The sequence below is a fragment of the Roseateles sp. GW821-FHT09H10 genome (assembly GCF_059415865.1).
This window is the reverse complement of the sequence record NZ_JBWKOB010000002.1, coordinates 1,364,218-1,380,323: the sequence shown is the minus strand read 5'-3', so window position 1 is coordinate 1,380,323 and position 16,106 is coordinate 1,364,218. Positions and strand designations below refer to the sequence as shown.

21 protein-coding genes are annotated in these 16,106 nt (G+C 70.6%); 10 read left to right on the top strand and 11 right to left on the bottom strand.

The window, feature by feature from the left end; all coding sequences use genetic code 11:
• The first annotated feature begins 6 nt into the window (after nt 1-6).
• From AC07OY_RS14505 to AC07OY_RS14495, 3 genes are read left to right on the top strand one after another with little or no spacing between them, the layout of a single operon-like run.
• The gene (locus tag AC07OY_RS14505; protein ID WP_495043303.1) at nt 7-402 is read left to right on the top strand and encodes a GntR family transcriptional regulator; all 396 of its coding nucleotides are present in this window, start codon (nt 7-9) and stop codon (nt 400-402) included.
• Entirely contained in the window at nt 399-1,280 is an 882-nt protein-coding gene (locus AC07OY_RS14500) for an ABC transporter ATP-binding protein (protein WP_495043302.1), read from the top strand. The genes AC07OY_RS14505 and AC07OY_RS14500 overlap by 4 nt, the downstream gene beginning before the upstream one ends.
• A complete protein-coding gene (locus AC07OY_RS14495) occupies nt 1,280-2,731 on the top strand; it encodes a hypothetical protein (RefSeq protein ID WP_495043301.1) in 1,452 nt (483 codons plus the stop codon). The genes AC07OY_RS14500 and AC07OY_RS14495 overlap by 1 nt, the downstream gene beginning before the upstream one ends.
• Here AC07OY_RS14495 and AC07OY_RS14490 read toward each other — a convergent pair whose 3' ends face one another.
• Nucleotides 2,732-3,175 (bottom strand): SRPBCC family protein, encoded by a 444-nt coding sequence (locus tag AC07OY_RS14490; protein WP_495043300.1) that lies wholly within the window; start codon nt 3,173-3,175, stop codon nt 2,732-2,734.
• A 251-nt stretch (nt 3,176-3,426) separates the two neighbouring features.
• Entirely contained in the window at nt 3,427-3,903 is a 477-nt protein-coding gene (locus tag AC07OY_RS14485; protein ID WP_495043299.1) for a flavin reductase family protein, read from the bottom strand.
• Between the two features lie 71 nt (nt 3,904-3,974).
• Between AC07OY_RS14485 and AC07OY_RS14480 the strand changes: the two genes are divergently transcribed.
• Complete coding sequence (locus AC07OY_RS14480) at nt 3,975-4,946, top strand: M48 family metallopeptidase (RefSeq protein WP_495043298.1); 972 nt, start codon at nt 3,975-3,977, stop codon at nt 4,944-4,946.
• Nucleotides 4,947-5,030: 84 nt separating this feature from the next.
• Here the strand turns inward: AC07OY_RS14480 and AC07OY_RS14475 are convergent, their stop codons facing one another.
• The 5 genes from AC07OY_RS14475 to AC07OY_RS14455 all read right to left on the bottom strand — a co-directional run bounded on the left by AC07OY_RS14475 (nt 5,031) and on the right by AC07OY_RS14455 (nt 8,090).
• Complete coding sequence (locus tag AC07OY_RS14475) at nt 5,031-5,663, bottom strand: Crp/Fnr family transcriptional regulator (RefSeq protein ID WP_495043297.1); 633 nt, start codon at nt 5,661-5,663, stop codon at nt 5,031-5,033.
• A 56-nt stretch (nt 5,664-5,719) separates the two neighbouring features.
• Entirely contained in the window at nt 5,720-6,397 is a 678-nt protein-coding gene (locus AC07OY_RS14470) for a helix-turn-helix transcriptional regulator (RefSeq protein ID WP_495043296.1), read from the bottom strand.
• Between the two features lie 117 nt (nt 6,398-6,514).
• Nucleotides 6,515-7,159: an MBL fold metallo-hydrolase gene (locus AC07OY_RS14465; protein ID WP_495043295.1), complete on the bottom strand. Its 645-nt coding sequence runs from the start codon at nt 7,157-7,159 to the stop codon at nt 6,515-6,517.
• 99 nt (nt 7,160-7,258) lie between these two features.
• Nucleotides 7,259-7,750: an SRPBCC family protein gene (locus AC07OY_RS14460; RefSeq protein WP_495043294.1), complete on the bottom strand. Its 492-nt coding sequence runs from the start codon at nt 7,748-7,750 to the stop codon at nt 7,259-7,261.
• On the bottom strand, nt 7,734-8,090 hold the full coding sequence (locus tag AC07OY_RS14455) for an ArsR/SmtB family transcription factor (RefSeq protein WP_495043293.1): 357 nt from the start codon (nt 8,088-8,090) through the stop codon (nt 7,734-7,736). Before AC07OY_RS14455 ends, AC07OY_RS14460 begins: the two co-directional genes overlap by 17 nt.
• A gap of 77 nt (nt 8,091-8,167) precedes the next feature.
• Between AC07OY_RS14455 and AC07OY_RS14450 the strand changes: the two genes are divergently transcribed.
• Nucleotides 8,168-8,986 (top strand): AraC family transcriptional regulator, encoded by an 819-nt coding sequence (locus AC07OY_RS14450; protein ID WP_495043292.1) that lies wholly within the window; start codon nt 8,168-8,170, stop codon nt 8,984-8,986.
• 84 nt (nt 8,987-9,070) lie between these two features.
• The gene (locus AC07OY_RS14445; protein WP_495043291.1) at nt 9,071-9,514 is read left to right on the top strand and encodes a VOC family protein; all 444 of its coding nucleotides are present in this window, start codon (nt 9,071-9,073) and stop codon (nt 9,512-9,514) included.
• A gap of 7 nt (nt 9,515-9,521) precedes the next feature.
• Here AC07OY_RS14445 and AC07OY_RS14440 read toward each other — a convergent pair whose 3' ends face one another.
• Nucleotides 9,522-9,731, bottom strand: a complete 210-nt coding sequence (locus AC07OY_RS14440; protein ID WP_495043290.1) for a hypothetical protein — start codon at nt 9,729-9,731, stop codon at nt 9,522-9,524.
• A gap of 228 nt (nt 9,732-9,959) precedes the next feature.
• Complete coding sequence (locus AC07OY_RS14435) at nt 9,960-10,652, bottom strand: hypothetical protein (RefSeq protein WP_495043289.1); 693 nt, start codon at nt 10,650-10,652, stop codon at nt 9,960-9,962.
• Between the two features lie 111 nt (nt 10,653-10,763).
• On the opposite strand from AC07OY_RS14435, the gene AC07OY_RS14430 reads away from it, so the two are divergent.
• Complete coding sequence (locus tag AC07OY_RS14430; RefSeq protein ID WP_495043288.1) at nt 10,764-11,255, top strand: MOSC domain-containing protein; 492 nt, start codon at nt 10,764-10,766, stop codon at nt 11,253-11,255.
• On the opposite strand, the gene AC07OY_RS14425 is transcribed toward AC07OY_RS14430, so the two are convergent.
• Together AC07OY_RS14425 and AC07OY_RS14420 are read right to left on the bottom strand one after the other, a co-directional pair.
• Nucleotides 11,248-12,693, bottom strand: a complete 1,446-nt coding sequence (locus AC07OY_RS14425) for an aminotransferase-like domain-containing protein (protein ID WP_495043287.1) — start codon at nt 12,691-12,693, stop codon at nt 11,248-11,250. The genes AC07OY_RS14430 and AC07OY_RS14425 overlap by 8 nt on opposite strands.
• Nucleotides 12,693-13,277 (bottom strand): LysE family translocator, encoded by a 585-nt coding sequence (locus AC07OY_RS14420; protein ID WP_495043286.1) that lies wholly within the window; start codon nt 13,275-13,277, stop codon nt 12,693-12,695. The genes AC07OY_RS14425 and AC07OY_RS14420 overlap by 1 nt, the downstream gene beginning before the upstream one ends.
• A 97-nt stretch (nt 13,278-13,374) precedes the next feature.
• Between AC07OY_RS14420 and AC07OY_RS14415 the strand changes: the two genes are divergently transcribed.
• The 3 genes from AC07OY_RS14415 (at nt 13,375) to AC07OY_RS14405 (ending at nt 16,104) form a co-directional block, all read left to right on the top strand.
• On the top strand, nt 13,375-14,586 hold the full coding sequence (locus AC07OY_RS14415; RefSeq protein WP_495043285.1) for a helix-turn-helix domain-containing protein: 1,212 nt from the start codon (nt 13,375-13,377) through the stop codon (nt 14,584-14,586).
• Between the two features lie 27 nt (nt 14,587-14,613).
• Nucleotides 14,614-15,267, top strand: a complete 654-nt coding sequence (locus tag AC07OY_RS14410) for a Vgb family protein (protein WP_495043284.1) — start codon at nt 14,614-14,616, stop codon at nt 15,265-15,267.
• A gap of 75 nt (nt 15,268-15,342) precedes the next feature.
• Nucleotides 15,343-16,104 carry a DUF899 domain-containing protein gene (locus AC07OY_RS14405; protein WP_495043283.1) on the top strand — a complete coding sequence of 254 codons (762 nt, stop codon included), beginning with the start codon at nt 15,343-15,345 and terminating at the stop codon, nt 16,102-16,104.
• Nucleotides 16,105-16,106 lie beyond the last annotated feature (2 nt).

Sequence of the window (16,106 nt, the reverse complement as noted above, 5' to 3'; positions counted from 1 at the left end):
TAGCGCATGGATCCCTCCCATTTCGTCCAGATCAATACCGGCTCGCCTGAGCCCATCTACCGCCAGCTCATCGAGCAGGTGAAGCGGCGCGTCGCGGCCGGGCAGCTGAAGGCGGGCGACGAGATCCCGTCGGTGCGGGAGCTGGCCCAAGCGCTGGCCGTGCACCCCATGACCATCTCCAAGGCCTATTCCATGCTGGAGATGGAGGGCGTGCTGGAGCGCCGCCGCGGCCTGTCCATGGTGGTGGCGGCCCAGCACCAGAAGGCCCAGCCCGCCGCCGACCGCGTGGAGCTGCTGCGTCCCACGCTGGAGAAGGCCGCCGCCGAAGCGCGCCAGCTGGAGCTGTCCAAGACCCAGGCGCTGAACCTGTTCAAGACCATCCTCGACGAGCAAGCCCCATGACCCACTTCCCCCACTCCGAAACGCCAAGCGCCGAACTGAGCGGCGTGAGTCTGTCCTATCCGCGCGGCGCCCATGTGCTGCAGAACCTGGACTGGCAGCTGCTGCCCGGCCAGGTCGTCGGCCTGCTGGGCCGCAACGGCGCCGGCAAGACGACGCTGCTGGAGACGCTGCTCGGCCTGCGCGAGCCGGATGTCGGTGCGGTGCGGCTGTTCGGCCAGGACGTGCTGCAGCTGGACGACGCCGCGCGCGCCCGCATCGGCTATGTGCCCCAGCACAGCGACCTGTTCGAGTCCTTCACGCCGGCCCAGCTGCTGGCCTATTTCCGCAGCTTCTACCCGCGCTGGAACGAGGCCAAGGTCGAGGGCCTGATGTCGCGCTGGGACATCCGGCCCGACCAGCCCATCCGCAAGCTGTCGGGCGGCCAGAAGCAGCGCCTGTCCATCATCCGCGCGCTGGCCCACGAGCCCGACCTGCTGGTGCTGGACGAGCCCGTCGCCAGCCTCGACCCCGCCGGCCGCCGCGACTTTCTGCGCGAACTGGTGGACCAGGTGCTGGACCGCGGCGCGACGGTCGTGTTCTCCACCCACATCCTGTCCGACCTGGAGCGCGTGGCCTTCAACCTCGCCTTCCTGACGCAGGGCCGCATCGCGCTGCAGGCACCGCTGGACGAGTTGCTCGACCAGGTGCGCGCCTTCACCGGCAGCGTCACCGAGATGGCCACGCTGATGGCCCGCCTCGGCGCCCAGCCCCTCAAGCGCACGCCGCTGGAGGCCGGCCGCGAGCGCGTGCTGGCCCGGCTGCCGGCCGACAGGGCGCTGCCGGCGGGCGTCGCGGGCGACCGCGTCAACCTCGACGACCTGTTCTCGGAGCTGACCTGATGAGCGCCGCCGCCCGTCATTCGCAGGTGCTGCTGGCCGTCTGGCGCCAGCGCGACCCGGCAGCGCCGTGGCTGCGCCGCGCCCTGGCCGCAGCGCTGATTCTGAGCGCCGCCACTGTCCTGATCTGGCTGCCCTTCGAGGCCGGCTGGCGGCTGGTGGCGGGCATGCTGCTGCTCGTCCTGCTCGGCACCTGGCTGGGCGTCGCCGCCAACCTGCAGGAGCAGAACCACCCGCACGCCGCGCGCTGCGTACCGGGGCAGCTGCGCACGCTGCGCCGCGCCGCGATGCTGGGTTGGGCCCTGTGCATGGCGCTCAGCACACTGCTGATGCACGCCATGCTGGTGCCCAAGCACCACTGGCAGCTCCTGTTGCTGATCAACGGCTTTGTCGCCGTCTTCCTGGTGTGGTCCTCGCGGTCGGTCTGGCTGTGGCTGGCACTGACGATACTGTCGCCGCTGCTCGGGTCCTTGGCCGGCCACCTGGCGCCACTGGGCCGGGCCATCGCCGAGCTCTGGGCGGCGCATACCGGCGTCTTCCTGCTGTTCAGCCTGCTGGCCCAGGCCGCGCTCGTGACGGCCGCCTTCGAGGGCGGCGGCGCCCAGCACCAGGCGCGCTATGCGAGGCGGGTCCTCATGCGCAATGCAATGCGCATGCACCTGGAAGGCAAGCAGGGCTCGGCCTACGTCTGGGGCCGCCCCATCGAATGGCTGACCCGTCCCTTCTCGCTCGCCTTCGACGTCTGGCAGGACCGGCTGCTGGCGCGCGCGGACAACCGCAATCCGCGCAACGTGATGGCGCGCGCCGCCATCGTGCTGCACGGCACGCAGCATTGGCTGTGCCAGGTGATGACCATGGTCGTCGTCGTCGTCATCGTGATGCTCTCCTTCACCATCGCGTCCAGCTTCGTCCAGCTGACCTGGAACAACCTCCTGCCGGGCGCCTTGGGCATGGGCATCGGCATCGCCAGCATGGGCTACAACCCCAGCTTCTCGCTGCCCATGATGGTCTGGCACAGCCGGCGCGAACAGGCGTTGCTGTGCCTGCTGCCCGCCATGCCCCGCGGTGCCGCGCTGAACCGCGCCGTGGCCGCCCACCAGCTGCGCGACGGCCTGGTCGCCTGGCTGGTGACCAGCAGCGCGCTGGCGGCCCTCGCCACCGTGGCCGACAGCGTCTGGCTGCTCTGCCTGCCACTGGCCGCACTGCCCGTCACGGCGTTCAACCTCACCCGCCACTTTGCCAAGATGCGCGCACCGCACACCATGACGGCGCTGTGGCCGGTGCTCGCCTTCTTCGTGATCGCCGGGCTGCTCTACCTGCTGGTGCAATGGGCTGGCGTGCCGCTGGGGCTGCTGGCCGTGGCGGTGCCCCTGCTGTCAGCCGCGCTGCTGGCGGCGCGCTGGCGGGCGCTGGGCAGCGCGCCGGCTGCCTTTCCCGCCGGCCGCCTCAGCTGATCACTGCGGAATCTCGGGCTCGGCCAGCTGGGCCAGCAGCGTCAGCGATTCCTGCCAGCCGAGATAGCAGGCCTCGGCGGGGATGACGTCGGGGATGCCTTCCTGCTTGATGTGGACCTCGGTGCCGCAGAACACGGCGCGCAGCTCAACGGTCGTCTGCATCTCGCCGGGCAGGTTGGGGTCGTCGAAGGCGGCTGTGTAGCGCAGCTTCTTGCCCGGCTCCAGCTCCAGGTAGCGGCCGCCGAAGCTGTGGCTGCCGCCGGTCGTGAAATTGGTGAACGACATCTTGTAGCTGCCGCCGACCTGGGCGTCCATCTCGTGGACGGTGCCCGTGAAGCCGAAGGGCGGCAGCCACTTGGCCATCGCGGCCGGCGTCGTGAAGGCGCGGTAGACACGGTCCGGCGGGCAGCGCAGGACGCGGTGGAAGGTGACGGTGCTGGGCATGGTGGTTCCTGATGTGAGACAGAGGACATCCCTCTGCAGTCTCGACGATTCAGGCCCCGCCGGATCGACAAAGCAAGCACCGAAAAACCCGCGCTGCACGAAACGGGCATATTCCGGGCCGAGCGCTGGGCCGCTCCCGAGCCGGCCCGTCTGGCGATGTGCTTGCGGTTCAATGCCGCAAGCATCGCCGTCCCCTCGGGGGACCGGTCAGACGCATCCGCGTTCAGCGGTATGCGGCTGGACGAGGGGTCTCACAACGGCAACTCGGTGAAGTAGCGCCCGCCGTGGAAGATCAGCGGCTGGGCACCGACCCGGGCCGTGCAGCGCTCGACCTCGCCGACGAAGATGACATGGTCGCCCTCCTCGTAGCGGCTGCGGTTGGCGCACTCGAAAGTGGCGACCGCGCCCTCCAGCACCGGCGCACCGCCCGCCCCCTCGCGCCAGGCCACGCCGGCAAAGCGGTCGATGTCGCGCATCGCGAAGCGCTGGGCCAGCTCCTTCTGGTCGGCCGCCAGGATGTTGATCGCATAGTGGGAGCCATGCGTGAACACCGGCATGGAGCCGGCCCGGCGCGACAGGCTCCACAGCACCAGCGGCGGATCGAGCGACACGGAGTTGAAGGAATTGGCGGTGAGGCCGACGAGGCCTCCGTCGGGCGAGCGCACGGTGACGATGGTCACGCCGGTGGCAAAAAGCCCCAAGGCGGCGCGAAATTGCTGGCTGTCCATGGACTGATTGTCGCCAGTCCTGCGCGCTCGTCCTACGAGAGCAGGCTTTGCAGCCGAAGCACAATGCCGGCATGCCTTCCGATGACTTCCAGCTTCGCGACGACCTGCAGTTCAGCCACCCGCCGACGCGCATGTTTGGCAACTGCGCCGATTGCGCCGCCGGCCGCTGCGCGCCCCCCGCCCGGCGCGGCCGCCGCCTGTTCACCGGCCTGCTGGGCGCCGCCGGCGCCACGGCCCTGCTGCCGGCCTGGGCGCGCGAAGGCGTCGACGTCGGCCCCAAGAGCAAGTTCACCGGCTTCGTGTCGGCCGACCAGCTCGAAACGGCCGGCGGCCAGCAGTACGCGCAGATGATGCGCGAGGCCGGCCAGCAGCGCGCCCTGGCGCCCATGGAACACCCGCAGGCGCAGCGGCTGCGCTATATCGCCCAGCGCATCATTCCCTTCAGCTACGAATGGAATGACCGTGCCCGGCAATGGAAGTGGGAGGTCAACCTGCTGGCCAGCGCGCAGCTGAACGCCTTCTGCATGCCGGGCGGCAAGATCGCCTTCTTCTACGGCATCCTTGAGAAGCTCAAGCTCGAGGACGACGAGGTCGCCGCCATCATGGGCCACGAGGTCGCGCACGCGCTGCGCGAACATGCGCGTGAGCGGGTGGGCAAGTCGGCCGCGACCAATGTCGTCATCGAGCTGGGCTCGGCCTTGTTCGGCCTGGGCAACCTCGGCCGCGGCATCGCCGGCCTGGGCGGGCAGCTGGTGAATCTGCGCTTCAGCCGCGACGACGAGAGCGAGGCCGACCTGGTCGGCATCGAGCTGTCGGCCCGCGCCGGCTACGACCCGTCCGCCGCCGTGCGGCTGTGGGAAAAGATGATGACGGCCAACAAGGGCGCGCCGCCGCAATGGCTGTCCACCCACCCGGCCAGCACGACGCGCATCCGCGACATCCAGGCCAGCCTGCCCCAGGTCGACGGCCTGTACAAGCGCGCGCCCAAGCCCGATCAGCGCTTCCCGGTCGCGCCGCCGCTGCCGACGCGCGCCAACAAGTGACGGGCCGAGCGACGGGCCGCCCCTAGCCGGCCCGCATCCCCGCGGGGGATCGGCCGGTGTAATCGCCGGCCGAGGGGCGCCATGTCACCAGCGCGCCGGCAGGTTCTTCAGCCGCTGGTATTCGCCCGCGGCCACGCGGCGCAGATAGCCGCCCAGCTCCAGGTCCTTGACCAGCTTGGACACCATCTCCCGCGAGCAGCCCAGGCGCTGGGCCATGCCCTGGTGGGTCAGCTCGAGGTGGCGGCCGTCGCCCGTCGACTCGTCGACGAGGTTCTTGAGCCGGCCATAGACATCGTTCAGCGCCAGCTGCTTGGTCGACAGCGTCGCGGCGCGGGCGCGGCGGATGACCTTGGTCAGCAGCTCGAAGGCGAACTCGGGGTGCTCGCTGATGTGGGTCAGCAGGCTGGCCCGCGTGACCATGACCAGGCGGCTGGCCTCCTCGGTGATGACGCTGGCCGAGCGCGGCCCGCCGTCCAGGCTCATCTCGCCGACGTATTCGCCGGGGCCGTAGACGCCGTAGGTGATCTCGCGGCCGCGTGCATCGCTGCTGAAGGCGCGCAGCGAGCCGGACAGGATCAGGTAGAGGTTGTCGCCGACCGAGCCTTCCTCGATCAGCACGATGCCCTTGCGGTAGCTGCGCGCCATGCCGCGCGCGGCCAGCAGCCGCAGCGAGGGCGGCAGGGCCATGAGTTCGGTGTCGAGGGTGTCGTCAGGCATCCGGCGGCGCCCAGGGGCATGAGGCCCGTGGCGCGCCGGAATGTTAGTTCACTGGATCAATTGACCAGCTTGGCGGGTCTGAGCGACGAAACAAGCGGCGGAAGGAGGGCCAGCTGGCGCATCAATTCGCCGATGCTGTCCGCGCCGCTCTTGGCGCGGATGCTCTGGATCTGGCTGCGCACCGTCGAGATGGCCACGCCCTGGCGCTGCGCGACCTCGGTCGGCTTGACGCCGTTGGACAGGGCCTTCAGCACCTCGGTCTCGGCCGGGGTCAGCTGGTAGCGCAGCGCGAACCATTGCGCGGCCAGGTCGCCGCAGAGGGCGCGCCGCTCCAGGATCAGCAGCACGGCCGCCTGGCTGACATCGCGATTCAGCGGCACGACGACGACATTGGCGCGGCCGCACTCGGCGCGGTCATCGCCCAGGCGCAGCAGGCAGCGGCGGCCGCTCGCCTCGGCGCCTTCCAGCGCCTCGGCCAGCGGCACCGCGTCGGTCAGCAGGCGGGCGCGCAGATGCTGGCCGACAAGCTCCAGCGGGTGGTTGTCATCCAGCGACGCGCGCGCCGCGAGATTGCTGTGCAGCACGCGGCCGCCGCCGTTGAGCAGCACGACGCCATGGTCGAGCTCCTCCAGCACCAAACCCAGCCATTGATTGGACAGCGAAGCCGCCTGGCGGCGTTCACGCGGACGGGCGCCGGGGACCTGGCCCGGCTGCACAAACTCGGACAACCACATCGAAGCACTCCTCGGCCCGCGCCTTGCGAACCATCATCAAAGCGTAGGAGAGCATGTTTCTCGCCGGGCGTAAATGTTGCTGAGTGTGTTTGTGAAGGAATTACTGAGCGCCGTCGCTCAAATGCCATCTGCAACATAGGGATTGCTGCGGCGCTCGATTCCGATGCTGCTCTCCGGCCCATGGCCGGGAATGAACACGGTGTCGTCCCCCATGGGCCACAGGCGCTGGCGGATGGCATCGAGCAGCTGCTGATGGTTGCCGCCGGGGAAATCGGTGCGGCCGATGCCGCCGGCAAACAGCACATCGCCGACGAACGCGCGCCTGGCGGACGCCGAGTGGAAGACGACGTGGCCGGGTGTGTGGCCCGGGCAGTGGCGCACGGCCAGCGTCTCCTGGCCGATCTGCACGGTGTCGCCGTCGGCCAGCCAGCGGTCGGGCGCGAAGGCCTCGGCCGGCGGGAAGCCGAACATGCGGCTCTGCTGGGCCAGGCCGTCGATCCAGAACTGGTCGCCCGGGTGCGGGCCGATGATGGGCAGGCCCTGTTCGCGCGCCAGCTGACCCGTGCCGCCGGCGTGGTCGATATGGGCGTGGGTCAGCCAGATGGCCTTCAGCGTCAGGCCACGCTCCTGCACCGCTGCCAGCAGTCGCGGCAACTCGCCACCGGGGTCGATGAGGGCGGCGTCCCGGGTGGCGTCGCACCAGACGAGGGAACAGTTCTGCTGGAAGGCGGTGACGGGGAGGGTCAGGTACTGCAGGGCCATGGGTTTGGGAGCTGATAACAAAGTTTCGAACTGAAGGTCAATGTATCGAAACGGTCCACCCAGCCCCCAGCCATGCCCTCGCCAAGGCGCTTGCCGCCGTCAGACGAGCGTCTGCAGCAACGCGTCCAGCTGCGCGAACTGCTCGGGCAGCCCCTCGGTGCTCCCGATGTTGCGGTCGAGGGCTTCCTGGGTCGGGTAGAGCTCGGAGAAGGTCAGATGGGTCTGGCCGTCCTTCTCTTCGAAGGTGACGGTGGTCACGGCGCCGTCATCGCTTTCCTCGTTCGTCCAGGACAGGCGCGACGGCGGCGTCACCTCGATGTACTTGCCGAAGAAGGCCATCGTCTTCGAGTCACCGAGGTCGAACACGAGGCGGTAGCCGCCGCCCACGCGCACGTCCTGCTCCAGGGACAACAGCACCAGGCCTATCGACTTCGGCACCCACCACTGCTTGAACAGATCGGGCCGCGTCCAGGCCTCGAACACCAGGCGCGCGGGCGCGTCGAAGATGCGCCTGACCACCACTTCGCGGTCCGACTTGCGTTCCACCGAGGTGGGATGCTTCGCGCCCGTGGGCTCACTTCCTTCGACCATCTTCTCTCTCCTTGCGTTTCAGTTCCTCGACGACCTTGTCCAGCGCATCGAAGCGCGCCGTCCACACGCTGCGGTAGCGCGCCAGCCAGGCCCACTCCTCGTCCAGCGCGCCCTGTCCCAAGCGGCAGGTGCGCACGCGCCCCACCTTCTCGGTGACGACCAGCCCCGCCTGCTCCAGCACGCCGACATGCTTCTTCATGCCCGTCAGCGTCATCTGGAAGCGCTCGGCCAGTTCGGTGATCGAGGCGTCCTGGCGCCACAGCTGCTCGATCACGCCGCGCCGGGTTGCGTCGGACAGCGCGGCGAAGGAGGCGTCGAGTCCGGATGAATACTGAACCATAGAGTTCAGTATAGAGTGGGCGATCGCTGGATACAAGCGCGCTTGCGTCCGGCCCGCATCCGCTCTACAAGCCTCCCATGCTCTTGCGGCAACGCCCTTCCTCGCAGCTCATCCCCTACATCGACTGTCTCTGGTTCAGCCAGCGCGGCGCCCTGCCGCACACCCGCGAGCGCAGCCTGCCGACCGGTTGCGCCGACATCGTCGTGCCGCTGCTGCAGGACCACCTGGTCCGCTACGAGCACGAGCAGGCCACGCAGGCCCGGCGGCTGCACGGCGCCATCGTCCAGGGCGCCTCGGACCGCCTCGGCGTGCGCGGCACCGAAGGGCCGTCGGCCGTGGTGGGCGTGCACTTCAAGCCCGGCGGCGCGGCGGCCTTCTTCGGCGGTGCCCTGCCCGAGTTGCGCAACCGCACCGAGTTGCTCGAAGACGTCTGGGGCCCCGCCGCCCTCGAGCTGCGCGAACGGCTGCAGGCCGCGCGGTCGCCGCAGCTCGCATTGCAGCTGCTGGACGACTTTCTGCAGCGGCGGCTGAGGGGCAACCCACCACCCGACCCGCTGGCGGCCTTCGCCATCGAGGCCTTCCGGCGCGACCCGGCCGGCGCGCGGGTGCAGCCCGTGCAGCGCGACAGCGGCTGCTCACCCGCGCAGTTCATCCGCCGCTTCGAGCAGGCCGTGGGACTCACGCCCAAGCGCTATGCGCGCGTGCTGCGCTTCGGCATGCTGCTGCCGTCGCTGGTGCGCTGCGGGCCGCGCGACTGGGCGCAGATCGCCGCGGGCGCCGGCTACTTCGATCAGTCCCACCTGATCCGCGAGTTCCGGCAGCTGGCCGGCATGGCCCCCGGCGCCTACGCGCCCGTGCAGGCCGATCAGCCGACCCATGTGGCGCTGACGCGCTGAAAAAATATCCAATACGCCGCCCGCGCCCCCACCTAGCCTGCGGTCCTCGCGGCCAGTTGCCGCATTCAGCAGACAGAGGTTGTCATGAGCGAGATCCACGAAGTGTTCCCGTATCTGATGGTGCGCGACGCCGAGGCCGCGGTCGCCTTCTACGCCCAGGCCTTCGGCGCCACCGAAATCTTTCGGCTCGTCGAGCCCTCGGGCCGCATCGGCCATGTCGAGCTGCAGCTCGGCCCGGTGGTGCTGATGGTCTGCGACGAGTTCCCGGAGTACGGCATGGTGGGGCCGCAAGGCGACCAGTTCACCGGCTGCACCATCCATCTCCACGTCGACAACGCCGACACCATGGCCGAGCGCGCGGTGGCGGCCGGGGCGACGGTGCTGATGCCGCCCACCGACCAGTTCTACGGCGAACGCTCCTGCCGGCTGCGTGACCCTTTCGGCCACGCCTGGCTGCTGGGCCATTCGATCGAGAAGCTGGAGCCCGCGGAGATGCAGCGGCGCTACACCGCCATGATGGCCGGCTAGGGCGACCTTACTGGCCGCGCCCGCGCAGGCCGAAGGCGAGGCCGCCGCCCAGCAGGGCCGTGATCACCGAGGCCATGCCCGAGCCGAACAGCGGGTGCTGCCCCCACAGGGTCAGGTCGTCGTGCTTGAGCGCGTGGCCGAAGGACAGGCCCAGGAAGGCCAGCCCGACCAGCGCGGCCAGCATCAGCAGCGATACGAAAGCATGTTGAGCATTCATGGCGTCCCCGACTGCAACTTCGAGTCACAGTTTTAGCGGCGGTGCCCGCGGCTGGCGAGGCCCGGATCGGGTGGTCCGTCCTCAAGCATGAGGACTCCGCCACGCTTCAGGCCATTCAAGATGCTGTACAAAACACCAGTATGATGCCGGCCAAGCAGTTGCCAGGTGTGGGGTGCACACCCAGGCCTTCCCACCCAGCGGCCTCCGGGTCGCTGGGCTTTTTTGGCCTCAGTCCCTGAGGCCGTGCGCCCAGACGCGGTCGGCGGCCTCGAACATCGTGCGGCCTTCGAGCACGGCCGGGTTGCGGGCCAGGGCCAGCCAGTCCAGCGTGTCGTGGTGGCTGCCGGGCACCAGTTCCGCCGAGCGTTCGGCGACCAGCCAGGCGTGCAGCTTGGCATACAGCCCCGCGTGGCGGGCCTGGGCCCAGGCCAGGCCGACGAGGTCGCCATAGGCCTCCTCGCGGCGGGTGGAGCGCATGTCCAGCCAGGCCTGCTGCAGGTCCGGCGCGAGGCCGGCGGGCGCTTTGGCGGCGACGAACCCGGCCGGCACGCCGTGCCAGGCACCGTCGAGGTAGCGGCGGCAGTGGCCCAGTTCATGGGCGGCCATCAGTTCCAGGGCCGGGGCGCGCAGTTCGGGCGTCAGGGCGTCGATCTGGCGCTGCCCCTCGGGGTTGCCGCGCATCGACAGCACCAGCTTGCAGCGGCCATCGACGAAGCCCAGGGCCAGCGGTGCGACGCCGGGCGCGTCCTGGGGCTGGACGACGATGTCCAGCGGCAGGCCCAGCGTCTGGCGGGCGTGGCCGACGACGGGCGCAATGCCCTGCAGCCAGCGCATTTCCAGCGGCGTCAGCTCGGTGGCCTGGGCGGTCTGCGACAGCGCGGCAGCGACAAGGGCGAATACGGCAACAAGACGACGCGGCACGGCAGACACTCCAGCAATGAAGCCATCTTCGACCGAGATGACCCGCGGCTTGACGGCGCTGCGGCGGGCGTCCGTGAACTTTGAGGGCCCTGGCCGGGCTGATGTGTTTCCATGAAAACCCTGCGCGACCTCATGACGCCGCCGGCCCACATCCAGGGCCGTGTCGAGACCATCGTCGTGCGCGGCGCGCCGCGCGACCGCGCGCGTGCAATAGCGCACACCACGGCCCTGGCCGGCATCGGACTGGCCGACGACAGGCTGGGCCAGCGCGGCGAGGCCGAGCTGTCGACCCGCCAGGTCACGCTGATCCAGCTGGAGCATCTGCCGCTGATCGCGACCTTTGCACGCAGCGGCCCCATAGACCCGGTCGACCTGCGCCGCAATCTCGTCATCTCCGGCATCAACCTGCTGACGCTGAAGAACCAGAAGGTGCGCGTTGGCGACGCCCTGATCGAGATCGTCGGCCCCTGCGCGCCCTGCTCGCGCATGGAGGAGGTCATCGGCCCGGGCGGCTATGCGGCCATGCGCGGCCACGGCGGCATGACGGCGCGCATCCTCGAAGGCGGCGCCATCCGCGTGGGCGATGCGGTGAGCGTCAGCTGACGCGGCTGCGAGCGCGCTCCACGGCGCGCAGGGCGCTGCCGGCGGCGCTGAGCTGCTCCTGCAGGAACTGCGACAGCCGCGGCTGCTGGCTGAAGGCCACGTTGAAGCGGATGTGCGGGTCGCGCGCGCCATCGGCCGCGAAGGTGGCGCCGCGCACGAGCAGGATGCCGGCGCGGAAGGCCTCCTTGACGACGCTGTCCACATCGACGCCGGCCGGCAGCGCACCCCACAGGAAGAGGCCGCCCTCGCCCGGGTGCTCCAGCAGCACGCCGGCCTGGCGCAGCTGCTGGGTGGCCTGGCCGCGCGCCACGGCGAGCCTCTGCTGCAGCCGGTCCAGGTGCTTGCGCCAGCGGCCGGCGGCCAGCACTTCCAGCAGCACATATTCGTTCAGCGCCGAGGTCGTCAGCACCGAGACGATCTTCTCGCGCATCAGCGCACGCAGCAGCCCCGGTTCGGCGGCCATATAGCCCAGGCGCAGCGCCGGGCTCATGGCCTTGCAGACGCTGGAGTAATAGATGACGCGCTCCAGGCCCGACAGCTGGGCCAGCCGCGTCGGTGCGCCGGGATGGAAATGGCCCTGCACATCGTCCTCGGCGATGAGGAAGTCGTGGCGCTGGGCCAGCATCAGCACGCGGTGCAGATTGGCCGCCGTGCTGCCCCAGCCGGTCGGGTTGTGCAGCACGCTCTGGATGAAGAGCAGGCGCGGGCGGTGTCGGGTGCAGGCTTCGTCCAGCGCTTCAAGATCGATGCCATCGGGCCGGCGCGGGATGGGCACGATGTGGACGCCGGCCTGGCGCAGGCGATCGAAGAGCAGGAAATAGCCCGGCGTCTCGACGGCGACCGAATCTCCCGGGCGCAGGAAGGCACGGCAGATCAGATCGATGGCCTGGGTGCCGCCATAGGTGGTCAGGATGCGGCCCGCGTCCACCGCCACGCCCTGGCCGCGCAGCAGCGTCGCGATGCGCTCGCGCAGCTCCGGCAGTCCTTGCGGCGGGCAGCGCGAGGCCATGCCGGCATGGGCCCGCGCCAGGCCGCGCTGCACGGCGGCGGCGGGAATGGCCTCCTCCAGCCAGGTGGCCGGCAGGGCGCCGCTGCTGGCCAGCAGCACGCCGGAGCGCTGGTCATTGGCCTGCTGGGCCAGCCAGACGGCCTCCTGCTCCTCGCCGGCCTCCACGCGGGCCGCGTCGGGCATGGCATCGGCCGGCCCCTCGGCGACGAAGAAGCCCGCCGTGCCGCGCGAATCGATGAGGCCGGCAGCCACCAGCCGGTCGTAGGCGACGACGACGGTATTGGGGCTGACGCTCAGGCGGCCCGCCAGCTGGCGGATGGAGTTCAGCCGCGCGCCAGGCGGCAGCTGATGGCTGGCGATCAAGGCGTGCAGGCGCTGCTCGATCTGGTCGGCCAGCGGGAGGGAAGAGTCGCGGTCCAGGGAAAACATCAGCGCAACAGCAGCAGAGCCAACACGGCAAGGGAGACGGCCATGACCGTATTGAACACCCGCCGCCGGGCCGGGCTGGACAGGAAGCGGCCGATGCCCACGCCGAACAGGGCCCACATCGAGATGCAGGGAAAGCCGATGACGGCGCCGACCAGGCTGACGATGAGGGCGCCCGAGGCCACGCTCCACTGCGCCGGCATGAAGACCGAAGCGATGGTCACGGCCTTCACCCAGCTCTTGGGATTCACGGCCTGGAAGAGGGCCGCCTGCGAGAACCTCAGGCGCTCGGGCGGCCGGTCGCTGGCCGCCGGCGCCACCGCCAGCTTCCAGGCCAGCCACAGCATGTAGAGGGTGCCGGCGAGCTTGAGCGCCTCATGCAGCACCGGCCAGGCGACAAACAGCGCGCCGAGGCCCATGCAGGTGACAAAGGTCTGCACCGCGCCGCCGGTGTTGATGCCCAGGATGGCGGGCAGGGTGCGCCGGTAGCCGTAGTGCGCGCCATTGGCCACCAGCATCATGTTGTTGGGCCCCGGCGTGCCGGACATCAATGCGCAATAGGCCAGCAGGGGCAGCAATTCGTTCATGGCGCCATTGCAGCGGCTGACCACCCTGGCGTGAAGCTACAGCGCGGGCCCATGTGCGGCGTGCTGTATCAGGCCATGGACTGGCACAGTCCGGCCCATGGACTCGCTGATCTCCGCCGCCGCCCGCGCCCTGGCCGCCGGCGACGCGCTGGCCGCCCTCAAGCGCGTGGCGTTGCGCGAAGACCCGCCGGCCCTGGCCCTGCGCGGCATCGCCATGGCCCAGCTCGGCGAGCTGGCCCGCGCCCGCGAGCTGCTGAAGCGCGCCGGCCAGGCCTTTGGCCGGCACGAGGCGCTGGCGCGGGCTCGCTGCGTCGTTGCCGAGGCCGAGGTGGCGCTGGCCCTGCGCGACTTCAGCGCGGCGCCCCGCGCGCTGGAGGCCGCCATGGCCACCCTGGAGGCCCACGGCGACCGCAGCAACGCACTGCAGGCCCGCCTCATCGCGGCACGCCAGCTGCTGCTGCTGGGCCGACTCGATGCCGCGGCCGCGCTGCTGGCGCCGCTCGAGGGCCAGGCCCTGCCGCCCCTGCCCGCCGCTGTCGCGGCCCTGGCCACGGCCGAGCTGGCCCTGCGCTCGCTGCGCCTGGCCGAGGTGCGCGGCGCCCTCGCGCGCGCCCGTGAGGCGGCCGTGCGCAGCGGCGTGCCGGCCCTGCAGGCCGAGGTCGGCGATGCGGCCGCGACCCTGGACCACACCGCCGCGCGCCGGCTGCTGGCCGGTGAATGGCGGCCGCTGCGCCTGCAGGACGTGGCGACGCTGAGGGACTCGGGCAGCCTGGTCGTCGACGCCTGCCGCCATGGCCTGCGCGCCGGCCACTGGGCCCTGGACATGGCGCGCCGCCCCATCCTGTTCACCGTGCTGCGCGTGCTGGCCGAGGCCTGGCCGGGCGAGGCCGAGCGCGACGTGTTGATCGAGCGCGCCTTTCGGCTGCGCGAGGTCGACGAGACCCACCGCGCCCGGCTGCGGGTCGAGATCGGCCGGCTGCGCGCCCTGGTCAAGCCGGTCGCCGGCATCGAGGCCACGCCGCGCGGCTTTGCCCTGCGTGCGCCGGACGTGGCCGTGCTCGCACCACCCATGGAAGGCGAGGCCAGCGAGCTGCTGGCCCTGTTGTCCGATGGCGCCGCCTGGTCCACCTCGGCGCTGGCGCTCGCGCTGGGCGCCAGCCAGCGCCATGTGCAGCGCGAGCTGGCCGAACTGGAGGCGGCGGGCCGGGTGCGCGCCGTCGGCCAGACGCGCGCGCGGCGCTGGCTGGCGCCGCCGCTGACCGGATTCACGACGATCTTGTTACTCCCCGCCGCGCTGCCGCTTGGCTAAGGTTGCGACATCGCCAGGAGCAACACGATGACCACCCAGACCTCCACAACCAGCCAGCCCGCCGAGATCGTCCGTGAATACGGCCCCTTCGAGGGCCACAACATCGCCGGCATCACGCATGACGGCGAACGCGTCTGGGCCGCCACGGGCGAAGCCCTGGTCGCCTTCGACCCCGCCAGCGGCGAGACGCGCCAGCGCCTCGCCCGCCCCTGCGACGCCGGCACGGCCTTCGACGGCCGCTACCTCTACCAGCTGGCCGAAGCGCGCATCGACAAGATCGACCCGTCCAGCGGCGAGGTCGTCGCCTCCATCCCCGCGCCCGGCCAGGGCGGCGACTCGGGCCTGGCCTGGGCCGAGGGCAGCCTGTGGGTGGGCCACTACCGCGCCCGCAAGATCCACCAGATCGACCCCGCCACCGGCGCCATCCGGCGCAGCATCGAGACCAACCGCTTCGTCACCGGCGTGACCTGGGTGGATGGCGAGCTCTGGCACGGCACCTGGGAGGACGACGACAGCGAGATCCGCCGCATCGATCCCGCCGACGGCAGCGTGCTGCAAAGCCTGCGGATGCCGGCCGGCACCGGCGTCAGCGGCCTCGAGTCCGACGGCGCCGATCTCTTCTACGCCGGCGGCGGACGCAGCGGAAAAGTTCGAGCCGTGCGCCGGCCCAGGCAGCGCTGATTTCCCTCTGAGCAGAACCCCACCCGAGCCCGGGTGGAGCCGCTGCATTGCCTTCTCAACCCACGGAGCTCCATCATGAATGCACCGACACCCCACCCCGTCGTCACCCGCGACCGCTGGATCGCCGAACGCAAGGCCCTGCTCGCCCGCGAGAAGGAGCTGACCCGTCAGCAAGACAGCCTCGCCGCCGAGCGCCGCGCCCTGCCCTGGGTGCGCCTGGACGATGAAGCCTATGTCTTCGACACGCCCGCCGGCCCGCGCCGCCTGAGCGAGCTCTTCCAGGGCCGGCGCCAGCTGCTGGTGCAGCACTTCATGCTCGCCCCCGGCTGGGAGCAGGGCTGCAAGAGCTGCTCCTTCATGGCCGACCATCTCGACGGCATGGCGCCCCATCTGGCCCAGCGCGACATCGCCCTGCTGGCCGTCTCGAGCGCGCCGCTGGCCGAGATCGAGGCCTTCAAGCGCCGCATGGGCTGGCAGTTCGCCTGGGCCTCGGCCAGCGGCAACGACTTCAACCGCGACTTCCACGTCAGCTTCACGCCGGCCGACCGCGTCGACGGCGCGGTCTATTACAACTTCCACATGACGCCCTTCCCGCAGCAGGAGGCGCCCGGCATCAGCATCTTCTGCAAGGACGAGGCCGGCCAGGTATTCCACACCTACTCGACCTTCGGCCGCGGCGTGGAAGTGATGATGGGGACCTACCGCCTCATCGACCTCACGCCCAAGGGCCGCCACGAGGCCGGCTTGAGCTACACGATGGAGTGGGTGCGCCATCACGACCGCTATGAGTCGCAGGCGCCCGCGCCGGCCGCCTGCTGCGGCGGCGCCAAGACCTGAGC

What these genes read in the sequence shown, in the direction of transcription:
- AC07OY_RS14505 (WP_495043303.1), top strand. Translation starts at nt 7, where the DNA reads ATGGATCCCTCCCATTTCGTCCAGATCAATACCGGCTCGCCTGAGCCC.
- AC07OY_RS14500 (WP_495043302.1), top strand. Translation starts at nt 399, where the DNA reads ATGACCCACTTCCCCCACTCCGAAACGCCAAGCGCCGAACTGAGCGGC.
- AC07OY_RS14495 (WP_495043301.1), top strand. Translation starts at nt 1,280, where the DNA reads ATGAGCGCCGCCGCCCGTCATTCGCAGGTGCTGCTGGCCGTCTGGCGC.
- AC07OY_RS14490 (WP_495043300.1), bottom strand. Translation starts at nt 3,175, where the DNA reads ATGCCCAGCACCGTCACCTTCCACCGCGTCCTGCGCTGCCCGCCGGAC.
- AC07OY_RS14485 (WP_495043299.1), bottom strand. Translation starts at nt 3,903, where the DNA reads ATGGACAGCCAGCAATTTCGCGCCGCCTTGGGGCTTTTTGCCACCGGC.
- AC07OY_RS14480 (WP_495043298.1), top strand. Translation starts at nt 3,975, where the DNA reads ATGCCTTCCGATGACTTCCAGCTTCGCGACGACCTGCAGTTCAGCCAC.
- AC07OY_RS14475 (WP_495043297.1), bottom strand. Translation starts at nt 5,663, where the DNA reads ATGCCTGACGACACCCTCGACACCGAACTCATGGCCCTGCCGCCCTCG.
- AC07OY_RS14470 (WP_495043296.1), bottom strand. Translation starts at nt 6,397, where the DNA reads ATGTGGTTGTCCGAGTTTGTGCAGCCGGGCCAGGTCCCCGGCGCCCGT.
- AC07OY_RS14465 (WP_495043295.1), bottom strand. Translation starts at nt 7,159, where the DNA reads ATGGCCCTGCAGTACCTGACCCTCCCCGTCACCGCCTTCCAGCAGAAC.
- AC07OY_RS14460 (WP_495043294.1), bottom strand. Translation starts at nt 7,750, where the DNA reads ATGGTCGAAGGAAGTGAGCCCACGGGCGCGAAGCATCCCACCTCGGTG.
- AC07OY_RS14455 (WP_495043293.1), bottom strand. Translation starts at nt 8,090, where the DNA reads ATGGTTCAGTATTCATCCGGACTCGACGCCTCCTTCGCCGCGCTGTCC.
- AC07OY_RS14450 (WP_495043292.1), top strand. Translation starts at nt 8,168, where the DNA reads ATGCTCTTGCGGCAACGCCCTTCCTCGCAGCTCATCCCCTACATCGAC.
- AC07OY_RS14445 (WP_495043291.1), top strand. Translation starts at nt 9,071, where the DNA reads ATGAGCGAGATCCACGAAGTGTTCCCGTATCTGATGGTGCGCGACGCC.
- AC07OY_RS14440 (WP_495043290.1), bottom strand. Translation starts at nt 9,731, where the DNA reads ATGAATGCTCAACATGCTTTCGTATCGCTGCTGATGCTGGCCGCGCTG.
- AC07OY_RS14430 (WP_495043288.1), top strand. Translation starts at nt 10,764, where the DNA reads ATGAAAACCCTGCGCGACCTCATGACGCCGCCGGCCCACATCCAGGGC.
- AC07OY_RS14425 (WP_495043287.1), bottom strand. Translation starts at nt 12,693, where the DNA reads ATGTTTTCCCTGGACCGCGACTCTTCCCTCCCGCTGGCCGACCAGATC.
- AC07OY_RS14420 (WP_495043286.1), bottom strand. Translation starts at nt 13,277, where the DNA reads ATGAACGAATTGCTGCCCCTGCTGGCCTATTGCGCATTGATGTCCGGC.
- AC07OY_RS14415 (WP_495043285.1), top strand. Translation starts at nt 13,375, where the DNA reads ATGGACTCGCTGATCTCCGCCGCCGCCCGCGCCCTGGCCGCCGGCGAC.
- AC07OY_RS14410 (WP_495043284.1), top strand. Translation starts at nt 14,614, where the DNA reads ATGACCACCCAGACCTCCACAACCAGCCAGCCCGCCGAGATCGTCCGT.
- AC07OY_RS14405 (WP_495043283.1), top strand. Translation starts at nt 15,343, where the DNA reads ATGAATGCACCGACACCCCACCCCGTCGTCACCCGCGACCGCTGGATC.